The sequence below is a fragment of the Aeromonas sp. HMWF017 genome (genome assembly GCF_003061465.1).
GTDB classification, from domain to species: domain Bacteria; phylum Pseudomonadota; class Gammaproteobacteria; order Enterobacterales; family Aeromonadaceae; genus Aeromonas; species Aeromonas veronii.
In genome coordinates this window covers 27,312-41,568 of sequence record NZ_QAJD01000164.1, presented here as the reverse complement: position 1 = coordinate 41,568, position 14,257 = coordinate 27,312, and the positions used below count along the sequence as shown (strand labels likewise).

Genomic DNA, 14,257 nt, shown 5'->3' with positions numbered 1-14,257 from the left:
TGGCGAACAGGGTCAGCCAGCTTGCTTGCTGGTCGGTGACCCGCTTGGCGGTCTGATCATGCTGATAGAGCAGGCTGCCATCTCCGTTCACCACGGCGCGAATGGCCGACAGCGGCTGGGTCAGCCCCTGATTGGCGATGGGCAGATACATCTGGTTCACCTCCAGCGGGGAGAGGGCCACCGCCCCCAGCACCAGCGACGGGTAGGGCTGGATCTCCTGCTGGACTCCCAGCTTGTGCAGGGTGTCGACTACCTTCTCCAGCCCCACCTGCAGACCCAGATTGACGGTCGGCACGTTGAGTGAGCTGGCCAGTGCATCCATCAGCGGCACGCTCTGGCGGAACTTGCGATCGTAGTTTTGCGGCGTCCAGACCTGACCATCCTGACCGCGAATGCGGATCGGCTGATCTTTGAGCGGGGTCGCCAGGGTCAGGCCGTTGGAGAGGCCGGTGAGGTAGACCGCCGGTTTCACCAGCGAGCCGATCTGGCGGCGGGCATCCAGCGCCCGGTTGAACCCGGCGTAGCGGGGATCGCGGCCACCCACCAGCGCGACGACTTCGCCCTTATGCCAGTCGGAGACCACCATGGCCGCCTCCAGCTTCTTCTTGCCGCGCAGTTTCTCGATATCGGCGAGGCCCGATTCGACAGCCCGCTCGGCCGCGTGCTGGGCGATGGGGTCGAGGCTGGTGAAGATCTTGAGGCCGGACTGCTTGAGCAGATCGGCGCCGAAGCGGCTCTGGATTTCCCGCTTGAGCAGCCCCATAAAAGCCGGGGTGCGGCCATAGCTCATCTGGCCGCGGGCGATGATGCCGAGGGGCTGGCGGCTGGCCAACTCATATTCGGCCTGGGTCAGGCTGCCGTGATCCATCAGCAGCTTCAGCACCAGATCACGGCGGGTCTTGGCCCGCTCCGGGAAGCGCCATGGGTCGTAATAGGAGGGGCCCTTCACCAGACCGACCAGCAGGGCGACCTGATCGATATCCAGCTCGTTGACCGGAATGCCGAAGTAGAAGTAGGAGGCGAGGCCGAAACCGTAGACCCCTTGCGAGAAGTTCTGCCCCAGATAGACCTCGTTGAGGTAGGACTCGAGGATCTCGTCCTTGCTGTAGCGATAGTCGATCAGCACCGCCATATAGGCTTCCTGCAGTTTTCGCCACAGACTGCGCTCACGGGTCAGGAAGAAGTTTTTGGCCAGCTGCTGGGTGAGGGTACTGCCCCCCTGCACGGTGCGACCCGCGATCAGGTTGGCGAACATGGCGCGCATGATGGCCACCGGCGAGACGCCGCCATGCTGGTAGAAGTCGCGATCTTCGGTGGTGAGCAGGGTCACCAGCAGGCTGTCGGGCACTTCGGCGATGCGCACCAGCAGGCGATCTTCCCGATCTTCGGTGTTGAGGCGATCGAGCAGCACCGGGTCCATCTGGGCGTAACCGAGCTGGCGCTGGTTCTCCAGCGACTGGATCCCCTCAAGGCGCGGGCCGTTGAAGGTGAGGCGCAGGCCACGGGCTCCATCGGCGCCATCATAGAACTCGAACGGGCGGCGAATCAGCTCGATGCGGTTGCCGTTGATGGTGTATTCACCCGGCGTGTGAGGCTGGCGCACCTGCTTGTAGCTCAGCATGTTGAGCTCGCGCAGCATCTGGTCCCGCGACAGGCGCTGGCTGGGGTAGAGCTCCAGCGGACGGCTGTAGACCATCACCGGCAGCTGCCACTTCTCGCCATCGAAGCGCTCGCGCACCTTGGTATCGAGGTAGATGCCAAACACCACCATAAAGGCCGCCACCACCAGCGAGAGCTTGAAGCCAAACCAGAACAGCTTGCGCCAGATGGTGCGTTTGGGCGCTGCCTTCTTGGGGGCACGCTTGCGTCGTTGGGTTGCCATAAATCCTCTTTGCTTTCCTTTCTACTTGTTATGTCGCATTCGCGAACGTCCGAGCGGGATTAACCCGTCGAACCTAGATGCCCATCTTCTTCTTGGTAACCTTGGTTGGCATAGCCTCCAGCGGATTATCCGGCCAGTAGTGGCGGGGATAGCGCCCCTTCATCTCTTTCTTCACCTGTTCGTAGGCGCCAGCCCAGAAGGCGGCCAGATCGGCGGTGATCTGCAGCGGTCGCTGGGCGGGGGAGAGCAGCTCCACCACCAGCGCCACCCGGCCATCGGCCACGCAGGGGGTCGAACCTTGCCCGAACATCTCCTGAATGCGCACCGGGATCACCGGTGCCTGCCCCGGTTGATAGCGGATCCGCACCCGGCTGCCGGTGGGTGCCGCAAAGTGGCTGGGCAGCGCCTCGTCCAGCCGTTTGGGCAACGGCCAGGGCAGGGATTGGCGCAGGATGTCGCCGAGGTTGAGCTTTTTCAACTGCTCCAGCCGGGTCATACCGCTCACCGCTGGCAGCAGCCACTGTTCCAGCGTGGTCAGCAAATTTTCCTCATCCATCGCGGGCCACTTCTCATTGGGCAGCCAGTCGCGGGCGCAGCGCAGACGGGCCAGCAGCCCTTCGCTGCTCTCGTCCCACGGCAGCACATGCAGCCCCTTGCGGCGAATGCCTTGTAGCAGGCAGCGCCCTTTCTGCTCGTCAGAGAGTTCTGTCAGCGGTCGCTGGCTCAGCACCAGCTCGCCGATCACCTGCTGGCGTTCGGCGCGCACCCGCTCTTCCCGTTCATCCCAGTCGAACCACTGCCGTTCGCTTACCAGTTCCGGCAGCAGGCGTACCAGCTCGTCCAGATCGACCGGTTCGGCGATAAAGATGCGGCTGCCGCGATCGTTTTGCCCCATCTCAATGGCGATGAGGGCGGCTTGTCCCTGACAGGGATGAGCTTCTACCAGATCGCAGCTCACCCCACCACTGAGTTGATAGCGACTGCCGCTGCGCAGTTTGCCGATACGATCCGGCCAGGCGAGGGCACAGAGCAGCCCCAGCCACTGACCCTGCGCACTGGCAGGGCGCACGCCAAGCCGTTCAAACCAGCGGGCCGCCCCCTGACGCAGAGCGTTTTGACGGCGGTGGAACAGCACAGAGAGGCGCTCCGATCCTCGCAGATCTTCTTCCTGCAACGCCACCAGATATGCGGCATCGGCGACAATCCCTGTCAGACCCTCGGACTCCAGCTCGCGGGCGCGCAGCAGCATGCGGGCGAGACGGGGATGGGTACCGAAGGCCGCCATGGCGCGGCCAGCGGCAGTGAGTTGTTGCTCACCCTCCGGCTTCATGGCGCCAAGAGCCACCAGCAGCCGCTGGGCGCTGGCCACCGCAGCGGCGGGGGGCATATCGATAAGCGGCAGATCTTCTACCTTGGCGCCCCACTGGGCGGCATCTATCAGCAGGCCGGTCAGCTCCTGAGTGAGAATATCTGGCGGCCTCTGCTCGGCGAGCCGCTCCTGCACCTCGCTGCTCCAGAGCCGGTAGCAGACGCCGGGGCCAAGACGACCGGCACGGCCTGCCCGCTGGGTGGCAGAGGATTTGGCTATCTGGCGGGTCTCCAGTCGGGTGACACCGCTTTTCAGATCATAGGAGGCCCGTCGTTCCAGCCCGCTGTCGATAACGACAGAGACCCCTTCGATGGTGAGGGAGGTCTCCGCCACATTGGTGGTGAGCACCAGCTTACGGCGGCCGGCAGGTGCCGGTTCGATGGCCGCCTGCTGCGCCGCCATATCGAGGCGGCCGTAGAGGGGGGCGAGGGTCACGTCGTCCGGCAGTTTGTCTGCCAACCATTGCGCCAACCGATCGATCTCCCCCTGTCCCGGCAGAAAGACCAGCAGGCTGCCATCTTGCTCGGCCAGCGCTTCGAGCACCACGGCGCCGACCTGCGGCTCCAGCCACTGCTGGCGGTTGGCGGGGCGGTAGTGGTAGTCGATGGGAAAGCCGCGCCCCTCGGAGCGAACCACAGGGGCATCCGGCAACAAGGTCTCGAGTGCCATGCCATCCAGAGTGGCGGACATCACCAGCAGCTTGAGGTCATCGCGCAATCCCTGCTGGCTCTCGATGGCGAAGGCCAATGCGGTATCGGCGTGCAGGCTGCGTTCGTGGAACTCATCGAAGATGACTAGCGAGACGCCATTCAGCTCAGGGTCTTGCTGCAACATCCGGGTCAGCACCCCTTCGGTGACGATCTCGAGCCGGGTCGCGGAGCTGGTGCGGCTCTCGCCACGCACTCGCAGGCCGATGCGCTCGCCCACCTTCTCCCCCAGCTGGCGCGCCAGAAAGCTGGCGATATTGCGCGCCGCGAGGCGCCTTGGCTCCAGCATGATGATGCGGCCGGGCAGCCGGCTCTGGCGCACCAGCTCCAGCGGCAGCAGGGTCGATTTGCCCGCGCCGGGGGGCGCCTGCAGGATCACGCTGGTGTGGCTGTCGAGGGCGGCAAAGAGTTCGGGTAATACCGAAACGATGGGGAGCTGGGACAAAGCGATGAGCACCTTCTGTGGCAACCGGTAAAACGGCGCCTATTCTGCCACAGCCACCCGCGCCACCGTGAGTGGATGTGCGGATATGGCCACTCGGGCGGGAGGGTGGCGAGACATGGCCGGATGGCTGCCATAGAATGGGCCCATCCAATGAGCGTGAAAAAGGCATTATCACCACATGGCCAAACTCTTCTTTGCCCTGCCCGTCAAGGAGCTCGCCCCTGAGCTCATCGCCTGGCGCGATCAGCAGCCCTGGCCCGGTCAGCCGGTGCCGCAAGCCAACCTCCACCTGACCCTCGCCTTTCTGGGTGAGGCAGACGAGTTGACCACCCGCCGCCTGATCGCCGCCGTAGAGCGCCAGCACTGTCCGCCGCTCTCCATCAGGCTGGATGAGACCGGCTGGTTCAGCCGGGCCAAGGCAGCCTGGATTGGCCCGAAAGAGTGGCCCAACGAGCTGACCGTGCTGGCAAAGGCGCTGCGCCGCCACGGTGAGAAGCTGCGCCTTGGCAATGGCGAGCAGGGTTATCGCCCCCATGTCACCCTGTCGCGCAAGGCGGTCGAGGCCCCTGCCATCCTGCCTGCCCCAAATTTTCTGCTGCAGGCCGATGAGTTCTGCCTCTATCAATCCATCTCGACCCCGGACGGGGTTCGCTACGAACCGCTTGCCTGCTGGCCGCTGCGTGCCCGGGTAAAAGAAGATGCGCGGAGGACTAACCCGTGATTTTTGATCCCCCCCTGCAATCGGGCCAGCTGGTGGCCCGCTACAAGCGCTTTCTGACCGATGTGCAACTCGATAACGGCGAGGTCATCACTATCCACTGCGCCAATACCGGTGCCATGACCGGTTGTGCCGATCCGGGCACCCGGGTCTGGTACTCCACCTCCGATAACCCCAAGCGCAAGCTGCCCAACAGCTGGGAGATCGCCGAGAGCACGGCGGGCCACTTTATCTGCGTCAACACGGCGCGCGCCAACCAGATTGCCCGGGAGTTGATCGAGCAGGAGGCCATCGCTCCGCTGGCGGGGTACAGCCGGTTGCGCACCGAGGTGAAGTATGGCGAAGAGAACAGTCGCATCGATCTGTTGCTAGAAGATGACGAGAAGGGCAATTGTTACATCGAGGTAAAATCGGTCACCCTGCTCGACGAACGTGAACATCCGAGTATGGGCTACTTCCCCGATGCGGTCACCACCCGTGGTGCCAAGCACTTGCGTGAATTGATGGCGATGAAAGCGGCTGGTCACAGGGCCGTGCTGCTCTTTATGGTGTTGCACTCCGGAATAAGCCGGATGTGCCCTGCAACCCATATAGATCCGCACTATAGTCTGCTAATTGAGCAGGCAATCGCGGCGGGGGTTGAAATTTTATGCTATCGGCCCCATGTTGGGGTGCAAGGCATGGTGGCTCAAGGGTTTATCCCGTTTGAATCTGGTCACCTGTTACCCGAGGGGAGTGCATAAATATTGGAGTGGGTAACATTATTGGTACGGCTCGTTTGCTTACCCGTTACCCTTCTGCTATAGATGTCGCCCTCAATTTATGGATGGCACGGGTAGCGTGCTGAATTAGGAGACAGGGCATGCCAACAGGCGAAAACAGGAAATCTCTGGGCCCCCTGGCCATTGCGGGTGTCGCGCCTTACCAGGAAAAGCCGGGTGAGGAGTACATGAATGACCAACAAAAGGCGCATTTTCGCAAGATCCTGGGTGCCTGGCGCAACCAACTGATGCAGGAAGTTGATCGTACCGTCGACCATATGAAAGACGAGGCTGCCAACTTCCCGGATCCCGTGGATCGTGCCGCGCAAGAAGAAGAGTTCGCTCTTGAACTGCGTACCCGCGACCGTGAACGCAAGCTGATCAAGAAGATCGAGAAGACCTTGCAGCTGCTTGAAGACGATGATTTCGGTTACTGCGAGCACTGCGGTATCGAGATCGGTATCCGTCGTCTGGAAGCCCGTCCGACTGCCGACCTCTGTGTCGATTGCAAGACGCTGGCCGAGATAAAGGAAAAACAGATGGCCGGTTGATCCCGACCCTCTGGTATATGAAAAAGGGAGCTCGCGGGCTCCCTTTTTTATTGAGCTTTTGGCGGTCGCGCCCCAGAATGCAGCCTCAATGAATCGCTTACCCGAACAGTCATGCCAGTGAATCCCCCGTCCTCACCCTTTGCACGTCCCTATGTAGGCCGCTTTGCCCCCTCACCCTCAGGCCCGCTTCATTTCGGTTCGCTGATCGCCGCCCTCGGCAGCTTTTTGCAGGCCAGAGCGCAGCAGGGGCGCTGGCTGGTGCGCATCGAGGATATCGACCCGCCGCGGGAAATGGCAGGGGCTGCGACCCTGATCCTCAAGACTCTTGAAGCATATGGTCTCGAGTGGGATGGGGAGGTGATGTTCCAGAGCGCGCGCCACGGCCGCTATGACGAGATCATCGACCAGCTCTATCGGGCGGGGGATCTCTACTGGTGCCGCTGCACCCGGCGCGAAATCATGGCCGCGGGCGGTCTCTACAGCGGCCACTGCCGCACCCTCGGGCTTGCGGCCGAAGGTTGCGCCGCCCGGCTGCGCCAGCACCATCCGGTCTACCACTTCGATGATCGCTTGCAGGGCCATATCGCGGTCCCGGCGGCGCTCGCCGAGGAGGATTTCATTATCCGCCGCCGCGACGGGCTCTATGCCTACAACCTGGCAGTGGTGGTGGATGATATGGACAGCGGCATCACCGAGATAGTGCGCGGTGCCGATCTGCTGGAGCCCACGGTGCGCCAGATTGCCCTCTACCAGACCCTGGGGGCGCCGGTGCCCGACTGGGTGCACCTGCCGCTGGCGGTGTTGGCCGATGGCAACAAGCTCTCCAAGCAGAACCATGCGCCTGCGCTGGCGCTCGATGAGGTGCGACCGGCCCTGTGGCAGGCGCTGCACTTCCTCGGCCAGTGCCCGCCGCCCGAGCTGATGGCGAGCCGGATCGACGAGATCATCCGGTGGGGCATCGCTAACTGGCAGCTGGAACGGGTGCCCGCCAGCGAAAAGATCCCGCTGGATCTTGAGTAAAGAGGGCCGGTTTTCGTGTAATAAGGCGTGAGCTGGGCGCTGATAGACCGCTATTTTTTGGCTCGGTTTGATTCAAATGAGCTGAAGTCGCCACATGGTTTTTCATTTGTGCAGGCCTGAGCTACGTGCAGATTGACCGCTATTTTCGCTGACAGACGGTTTCATGCGGGATCAATTGTCAGCACGGTTTTTCATTTGGTTAGGCGTGAGCTATGATAGGCCGCTATTTTTTGGCCTCCCGTCAATTTAGAAGTCATGAAGAGGTGTACCATTTTTTCCCAGATCGCAAACTTTTGCCGCAAGGTGCTCGGCAAGGAAGACGGCGAGCAGTCGGTGGAATCCCCCATTCCAGCCCGTGTCGCCGGTCAACGTCGTACCTTAAGCCGTGATCAGCACCCTATTTCGCGCAAAGAGATCAGCGAGAATGCACTCAAGGTGCTCTATCGCCTGAACAAGGGCGGCTACGAAGCCTACCTGGTCGGCGGCGGAGTCCGGGATCTGCTGCTCGGGAAGACGCCCAAGGATTTCGACATCGCAACCGATGCGACGCCGGAGCAGATCAAGGCGCTGTTCAGCAACTGCCGCCTGATTGGCCGTCGTTTCCGCCTGGCCCACATTGTCTTTGGTCGTGACGTGATCGAAGTGGCCACCTTCCGGGGTCACCACCATCAGGTCAATACCAGCAAACATGTGTCTGCCCAGTCTGATGAAGGCATGCTGCTGCGCGACAACGTCTACGGCACCATCGAAGAGGATGCCGAGCGCCGCGACTTTACCGTCAACGCCCTCTACTACAGCGCCAAAGATTTCACCCTGCACGATTTCGAAGGGGGTCTGGAAGATCTGGCCGAGCGCAAGCTTGAGCTGATCGGTGATCCCGAGACCCGCTATCGTGAAGATCCGGTGCGTATGCTGCGCGCCGTGCGCTTTGCCGCCAAGCTGGATATGACCATCAGCCCGCGTACCGCAGCCCCCATCAAGGAGCTGGCGCCACTGCTGCAGGACATCCCTGCAGCCCGCCTGTTTGAGGAGACCCTCAAGCTGTTCCTGGCTGGCGACGGTCTGGCGACCTACAAACTGCTGCGCGAGTATGGCCTGTTCCAGCAGCTCTTCCCGCAAGTGGCGGCGCTGTTTACCCCGCACGGCAACTCGCCCTACGAGCAGTTTATCGAGCAGGCGCTGATCGATACCGACACCCGCGTCCGCGAAGATAAGCGCGTCACCCCTGCCTTCCTCTACGCCACCCTGCTGTGGGGCTGCGTCGAGGCCCGTGGTCGGGTGCTGGAGAACGAGAGCGGCCTGCCCTGGTATGACGCCTTCATGCTGGCGATCAACGAGGTACTGGACAATCAGGTGCGGATCATCGCCGTTCCCCGACGTTTCACCACCGATGTCCGCGACATCTGGGCACTGCAACAGCGGTTGACCCGTCGTCAGGGCAAGCACCCCGAGCGCGCCATGGAGCATCCCAAGTTCCGCGCGGCGTTCGACTTCCTGTTGCTGCGCAACCGGGTCGAACGCGGTCTTGGCGAGCTGGCCAGCTGGTGGGAGCGCTATGTTGCCTCCAATCCGGATGTGCGCCCGCAACTGCAGCGTGAAGCGACCCGTCGCCCGGCCAGCGGTGAGCGCGGCGAGGCCCGCAGCCACGATGGCGAGAAGCGCAGCAGCAACAGCCGCAATCGCCGCCGCCCGCGCCGTCGCAAGCCGAAAGCGGCCGAGTGATTACAGACGTGATGACCGAGGTCTTCATCGCCATTGGTTCCAACCTGTCTGATCCATTGGGTCAGGCTCGTCGCGCGGTCGCCGCGCTGGCGACCTTGCCGGAATCTGTGCTGGTGCAGGCCTCGTCGTTTTACAGCAGCCGCCCGATGGGGCCTGCTGATCAGCCGGACTACGTCAATGCCGTGGCCCGCCTCAACACCCGGCTGACGCCGCTGGCGCTGCTGGATCAACTACAAAAAATCGAGCTGGAACAGGGACGTGTGCGCAAAGAGGAGCGGTGGGGACCCAGAACCCTGGATCTCGATCTGCTGCTCTTTGGCGATCAGGTGATCAACCACGAGCGCCTGATCGTTCCCCATTACGGCATGAAGGAGCGGGAGTTCGTGCTGCTGCCCCTGGCCGAAATCGCGCCCGCTCTGGTGCTGCCCTGCGGCACCCCGCTCGCACAACTGGTTGCCCGCTGCCCGGGCAATGATCTCGCTATCATTGCGCCGAGTGCAGACGTACAGGAGCCTTTATGAGCAAGATCACCACCGCCAGCCTGCTGAAGATGAAGCAGGATGGTCAAAAGTTCACCGCCATCACCGCCTATGATGCCACTTTTGCCAAGTTGTTCGACGACGAGGGGGCCCACGTGCTGCTCATCGGCGATTCGCTGGGCATGGTGCTGCAAGGGGGTCAGGATACCCTGGCGGTCAACATGGATGAGATGGTCTATCACACCCGCTGTGTGGCGCGCGGTGCCAGCAAGGCACTGGTGGTCGCCGACATGCCGTTCATGAGCTACGCCACCCCCGAGCAGACTTACCAGAACGCCGCCCGCCTGATGGCGGCCGGTGCCCGCATGGTGAAGATGGAAGGGGGCGACTGGCTGTGTGACTCCATCCGCCACCTCACCCGCAACGGGGTGCCGGTGTGCGGTCACCTCGGCCTCACTCCGCAATCCGTTCATGTCTTTGGTGGCTTCAAGGTGCAGGGGCGTGACGAGTTTCAGGCACAGGAGATTTACCGCCAGGCCCTCGAACTGCAAGCGGCCGGTATCCAGCTGCTGGTGCTCGAGTGTGTGCCCACTACGCTGGCCGAGCGCATCACCAAGGCGCTGCGCATCCCGGTGATCGGCATTGGTGCCGGCCCTGCGACCGATGGTCAGATTTTGGTGATGCACGATGCCTTTGGCGTCACCTCCGGCTATGTGCCCAAGTTCACCAAGAACTTCCTGGCCGAGACCGGCGATGTGCGTGCCGCCATCCGCCTCTATGTGCAGCAGGTGAGCGAGGGGAGCTTCCCCGGCCCGGAGCACTGCTTCAACTGATCCTGGCGGTTGCATGATGGGGGCTGCGGCCCCCGTCTCTGCTTCTCAGCCTCGCACAGTTAATCCGGATAGCTAATCCGTATCTTATTGATTCATCTAAAGGTGAACTGCTGATAGCCATGTTCGTGCCCCATCCCGCCCGAGCGCTATCTGTGGATGCAACCCGTCTCTCTTTTTGATTTATCGGAAGGTGAACTGCTGATGTTGGTCGTAAATAATCCTGTCGTTCTGCGTGAGCAGATAAGCCAATGGCGCCGTGAAGGGCGTGCCATCGCATTCGTGCCCACCATGGGTAACCTGCATCAGGGCCACCTGACGCTGGTGAAAGAGGCGCACAGCCATGCCGAGAAGGTGGTGGTCAGCATCTTCGTCAACCCGATGCAGTTCGACAAGGCCGAGGATCTTGCCAACTACCCGCGCACTCTGGAGCAGGATTGCGCTGCGCTGGAAGCGGCCGGTGTAGATATGGTATTCACCCCGACCCCGGAGATCATGTATCCGCAGGGGCTGGCCAGCCAGACCTTCGTCGAGGTGCCGGGTCTCTCCAATCTGCTGGAGGGGGCGCTGCGCCCGGGTCACTTCCGTGGTGTCAGTACCGTCGTCACCAAGCTGTTCAATCTGGTACAGCCGGATGTGGCCTGCTTTGGCCAGAAGGATTACCAGCAGCTGGCGCTTATTCGCAAGATGGTGGCCGACATGGCGATGCCCATCGAGATCGTCGGCGTGCCCACCGTGCGGGCCGAAGACGGGCTGGCACTCTCTTCCCGCAACGGCTACCTGACTGCCGCCGAGCGGACCATTGCACCCGAGCTGGCGCGCACCATGAACTGGATCGCCGAGCAGATCGAAGCGGGTGACCACCACCTGCCCTCCTTGGTGGCGCAGGCCAGCCAGCGTCTCGACAACGCCGGTTTTCGTACCGATGCCATCGACATCGTCGATGCCGCTACCCTCGAATCCGCCACAGACGAGAGCGCGCAGCTGGTGATCCTGATGGCCGCTTATCTTGGCAAGGCCCGCCTTATCGACAATCAAGTGGTCACGCTGCAGCAAGCCTGAGCCCGCCACAACCAGGAGGATCCCATGTCCAAGAAGGTTTACTGCATTGCCCAATTCCTGCCCAAACCCGGTCAGGAGCAGGCCCTGTTTCAGGTGCTGCAGGCGCTCGAGCCCAACACCCTGCGTGAGGATGGCTGCCTGCAATATCGGGTGACCCGCCACATCGCGAGCCCGTTTGCCGAGGGGGAGAGCTTCCCCATCGTGTTCAACGAGATTTGGCAAGATATGGCGGCTTTCGAAGCCCACTGCCAGCGCGCGGAGATCAAGGCTTTCTTCGAGCGTTACTGTCTGGCGGAAGATGGTTTGGCCGCGAAGTGGAATGTCTGCGTCTATAGCGACGAACCTGAACAGTACGACGCCCCCGTAAAGAAGTAATACCCCCGATTGCCAGCGGACGCCCCCTCGGGCGTCCGTTGCTTTTTCACGCCTGCACTCTCCTGCATTCCGGCGTTTTGTTCTGCGGCCCTGCCCGCATCCCCCTTCGTTTCAATCCACTTTCGGCCTGATGGCCGCTACAGGTATTCATGATGTTTGTCCTGATTGCATCGCTTGTTTTCTGTCTGCTCTGTTTTGCCCTGATCCGGATTCCCTCCACTGTGCCGCTCTCACGCAAGGTACTTGCGGGTCTGCTGCTTGGCTCCCTGTTCGGGCTGGCGCTGCAACTGGGCTGGGGCGCCGATGATGCCGGTGTCCAGCAGACCCTGGAGTGGGTCAATATCGTTGGCGGCGGCTATGTCAGCCTGCTCAAAGTGGTGATGATGCCGCTGGTGTTCACCTCCATCCTCTCTGCCATCAACAAGCTGGAGCAGGCCCAGTCCCTCGGCAAGATCAGCGCCGTGCTGATCGGCTCCATGCTGACGTTGGTGATGATCGCCGGTGTGGTAGGGATGAGCATTACCCACCTGAGCGGCCTTACCGCCACCGGGCTGTTGAGCCACGGCAGCGACACGGCAGCCCTGCAACAGAGCATGAGCACCATCGACAGTGCCCAGACCCTGCCCGCTCTGCTGCTCTCGCTGGTGCCCACCAACTTTGCCGCCGACATGGCGGGTAGCCGCGGTCTCTCGGTGATCGGCGTAGTGATCTTTACCGTGCTGGCCGGGGTTGCCCTGCTGCAGCTGAAGGCGGAGCATCCGGAGGTGGGGGCTCGCGCCGCCGTGGCCATCGATACCCTGCAACTCTGGGTGATGAAGATGGTGCGGGTGGTGATTGCGCTCACCCCCTATGGCGTGATGGCGCTGATCGCCCGGGTGGTGGCCCACTATCCCCTGAGCGAGATCCTCAATCTGCTCGGGTTTATTCTGGTCTGCTATGTCGCCATTCTGGCGATGTTCGTGGTGCACATGGTGATCCTGCTGCTTATTGGCCAGAACCCGCTGCACTATTTGCGTGAAGTGTGGGGCGTGCTCACCTTCGCTTTTGTCTCCCGCAGCAGCGCCGCCTCCATCCCCCTCAGCATCGAGACCCAGCAGCGTCTTGGGGTGCCCGCCAGCATCGCCAATTTCGCCGCATCGTTCGGTGCCAACCTCGGTCAGAACGGCTGTGCCGGTATCTATCCGGCCATGATGGTGGCGATGATTGCCCCCATGCTCGGCATCAACCCGTTTGATCCGCTGTTCCTGATCACCCTGCTGCCGGTCATTGCGCTCGGCTCCATCGGGGTGGCTGGTGTCGGCGGTGGCGGGACGTTCGCCGCGCTGATCGTGCTATCCACCCTCAACTTCCCGATTGCGCTGGTGGGGGTGATGATCGCCATCGAGCCGCTGGTGGACATGGGCCGTACCGCCCTCAACGTCAACGGCTCCATCATGGCGGCGATGATCACCAAGCGGTTGCTGGGCAAACAGCAGCTGGCTGAAGTGCAGAGCCAGGAGCAGGCACTGGAGCAGCCACAGGCTGCCAGCTAATCCTGAGTTCCATGCAATATGAAAGAAGCCCGCAGTTGCGGGCTTCTTTATGTCGGCTGTGTTGCCTTGTGGGCAGGGGTTACTCGGCGGAGACGGGGTAACCGGCTCCTTTCCAGGCGAAGATGCCGCCCGGCACCCGATAGACCTGCTGATAGCCCTGAGTCACCGCCCAGGCTGCGGCGTTGTGGCTGCGTCCGCACTTGACGAAGCCGCAGTAGATCACCACAGGGCGGGCTTTGTCTTCACCCAGCAGCGCCTGGAACTGCTCCGGGGTGCCGCTCCCCTCGACGATCTCGCTCCAGTTGTCGCCGGACTTGGCCTCCTTCACGAAGACGAAGTTCTTGGCGCCCGGGATGTGCTCTTTCTTGTAGGAGTCCTCATAGGGCATGGTGTCGATGATCACCAGCTCCTCACCCTTGTCCATCCGGGTCTTCAGCTCGGCTACGGTCAGCAGCTGATAGCCCCCCTGCTGCGCCTCTTGCGCCAGCTGCACCGCCGACTGCTCCAGCTTCACCTCCTGCTCGAACTGGTTGTCGCCACAGCCACCGAGGGCAAAGCTGGCGGCGATCAGCGAGGCCAGCAGAGTGCGGGATCGCAATGTCATCATGTCACTACTCCTTTAGAACGGGGAAAACGGGGCTGGAGGGTCGCAGCAGGGCGCCCGCAAGCGTCAGTAGCAGCAGATCCCGCACAATGGCTTGTGGCAGCGAGCTGAGATCAGCCTTGCCAAGACAGCCGCAAGAGATGTCGAGCCCGATGGCAACGCCATAGCCCAACACCGGAATAAACAGGGCCAGCAGCCCG

14 protein-coding genes are annotated in these 14,257 nt (G+C 62.2%); 10 read left to right on the top strand and 4 right to left on the bottom strand.

Going from position 1 to position 14,257, the window contains the following annotated elements; all coding sequences use genetic code 11:
- Together mrcB and hrpB are read right to left on the bottom strand one after the other, a co-directional pair.
- Positions 1-1,882 (bottom strand): penicillin-binding protein 1B (gene mrcB, locus DBR30_RS18270; protein ID WP_258224493.1); only part of this gene is annotated, 1,882 nt, incomplete at its 3' end.
- A gap of 73 nt (positions 1,883-1,955) precedes the next feature.
- Complete coding sequence (gene hrpB / locus DBR30_RS18265) at positions 1,956-4,403, bottom strand: ATP-dependent helicase HrpB (RefSeq protein WP_108588467.1); 2,448 nt, start codon at positions 4,401-4,403, stop codon at positions 1,956-1,958.
- A 178-nt stretch (positions 4,404-4,581) separates the two neighbouring features.
- Here hrpB and thpR point away from each other — a divergent pair, with 178 nt between their 5' ends.
- From thpR to DBR30_RS18215, 10 genes are all read left to right on the top strand, one after another.
- Positions 4,582-5,124: an RNA 2',3'-cyclic phosphodiesterase gene (thpR, locus tag DBR30_RS18260; protein WP_108541788.1), complete on the top strand. Its 543-nt coding sequence runs from the start codon at positions 4,582-4,584 to the stop codon at positions 5,122-5,124.
- The gene (gene sfsA, locus DBR30_RS18255) at positions 5,121-5,864 is read left to right on the top strand and encodes a DNA/RNA nuclease SfsA (protein WP_108541787.1); all 744 of its coding nucleotides are present in this window, start codon (positions 5,121-5,123) and stop codon (positions 5,862-5,864) included. The genes thpR and sfsA overlap by 4 nt, the downstream gene beginning before the upstream one ends.
- A gap of 119 nt (positions 5,865-5,983) precedes the next feature.
- Entirely contained in the window at positions 5,984-6,433 is a 450-nt protein-coding gene (gene dksA, locus DBR30_RS18250) for an RNA polymerase-binding protein DksA (RefSeq protein WP_005335644.1), read from the top strand.
- A gap of 111 nt (positions 6,434-6,544) precedes the next feature.
- The gene (gene gluQRS, locus DBR30_RS18245) at positions 6,545-7,453 is read left to right on the top strand and encodes a tRNA glutamyl-Q(34) synthetase GluQRS (RefSeq protein WP_108588466.1); all 909 of its coding nucleotides are present in this window, start codon (positions 6,545-6,547) and stop codon (positions 7,451-7,453) included.
- Between the two features lie 255 nt (positions 7,454-7,708).
- On the top strand, positions 7,709-9,175 hold the full coding sequence (pcnB, locus tag DBR30_RS18240) for a polynucleotide adenylyltransferase PcnB (protein WP_108541786.1): 1,467 nt from the start codon (positions 7,709-7,711) through the stop codon (positions 9,173-9,175).
- Between the two features lie 11 nt (positions 9,176-9,186).
- On the top strand, positions 9,187-9,696 hold the full coding sequence (folK, locus tag DBR30_RS18235) for a 2-amino-4-hydroxy-6-hydroxymethyldihydropteridine diphosphokinase (RefSeq protein ID WP_042030454.1): 510 nt from the start codon (positions 9,187-9,189) through the stop codon (positions 9,694-9,696).
- A complete protein-coding gene (panB, locus tag DBR30_RS18230; RefSeq protein WP_108541785.1) occupies positions 9,693-10,487 on the top strand; it encodes a 3-methyl-2-oxobutanoate hydroxymethyltransferase in 795 nt (264 codons plus the stop codon). Before folK ends, panB begins: the two co-directional genes overlap by 4 nt.
- Positions 10,488-10,688: 201 nt before the next feature.
- The gene (gene panC, locus DBR30_RS18225) at positions 10,689-11,546 is read left to right on the top strand and encodes a pantoate--beta-alanine ligase (protein WP_108541784.1); all 858 of its coding nucleotides are present in this window, start codon (positions 10,689-10,691) and stop codon (positions 11,544-11,546) included.
- Positions 11,547-11,570: 24 nt separating this feature from the next.
- On the top strand, positions 11,571-11,921 hold the full coding sequence (locus tag DBR30_RS18220) for a putative quinol monooxygenase (RefSeq protein ID WP_005354654.1): 351 nt from the start codon (positions 11,571-11,573) through the stop codon (positions 11,919-11,921).
- A gap of 149 nt (positions 11,922-12,070) precedes the next feature.
- Positions 12,071-13,453 carry a cation:dicarboxylate symporter family transporter gene (locus tag DBR30_RS18215; RefSeq protein WP_181363620.1) on the top strand — a complete coding sequence of 461 codons (1,383 nt, stop codon included), beginning with the start codon at positions 12,071-12,073 and terminating at the stop codon, positions 13,451-13,453.
- Between the two features lie 79 nt (positions 13,454-13,532).
- On the opposite strand, the gene DBR30_RS18210 is transcribed toward DBR30_RS18215, so the two are convergent.
- Positions 13,533-14,060: a rhodanese-like domain-containing protein gene (locus DBR30_RS18210; protein ID WP_108541782.1), complete on the bottom strand. Its 528-nt coding sequence runs from the start codon at positions 14,058-14,060 to the stop codon at positions 13,533-13,535.
- A gap of 4 nt (positions 14,061-14,064) precedes the next feature.
- Positions 14,065-14,257, bottom strand: a 193-nt coding sequence (locus DBR30_RS22530) for a MauE/DoxX family redox-associated membrane protein (protein ID WP_375135860.1), incomplete at its 5' end; no start/stop codon positions are given.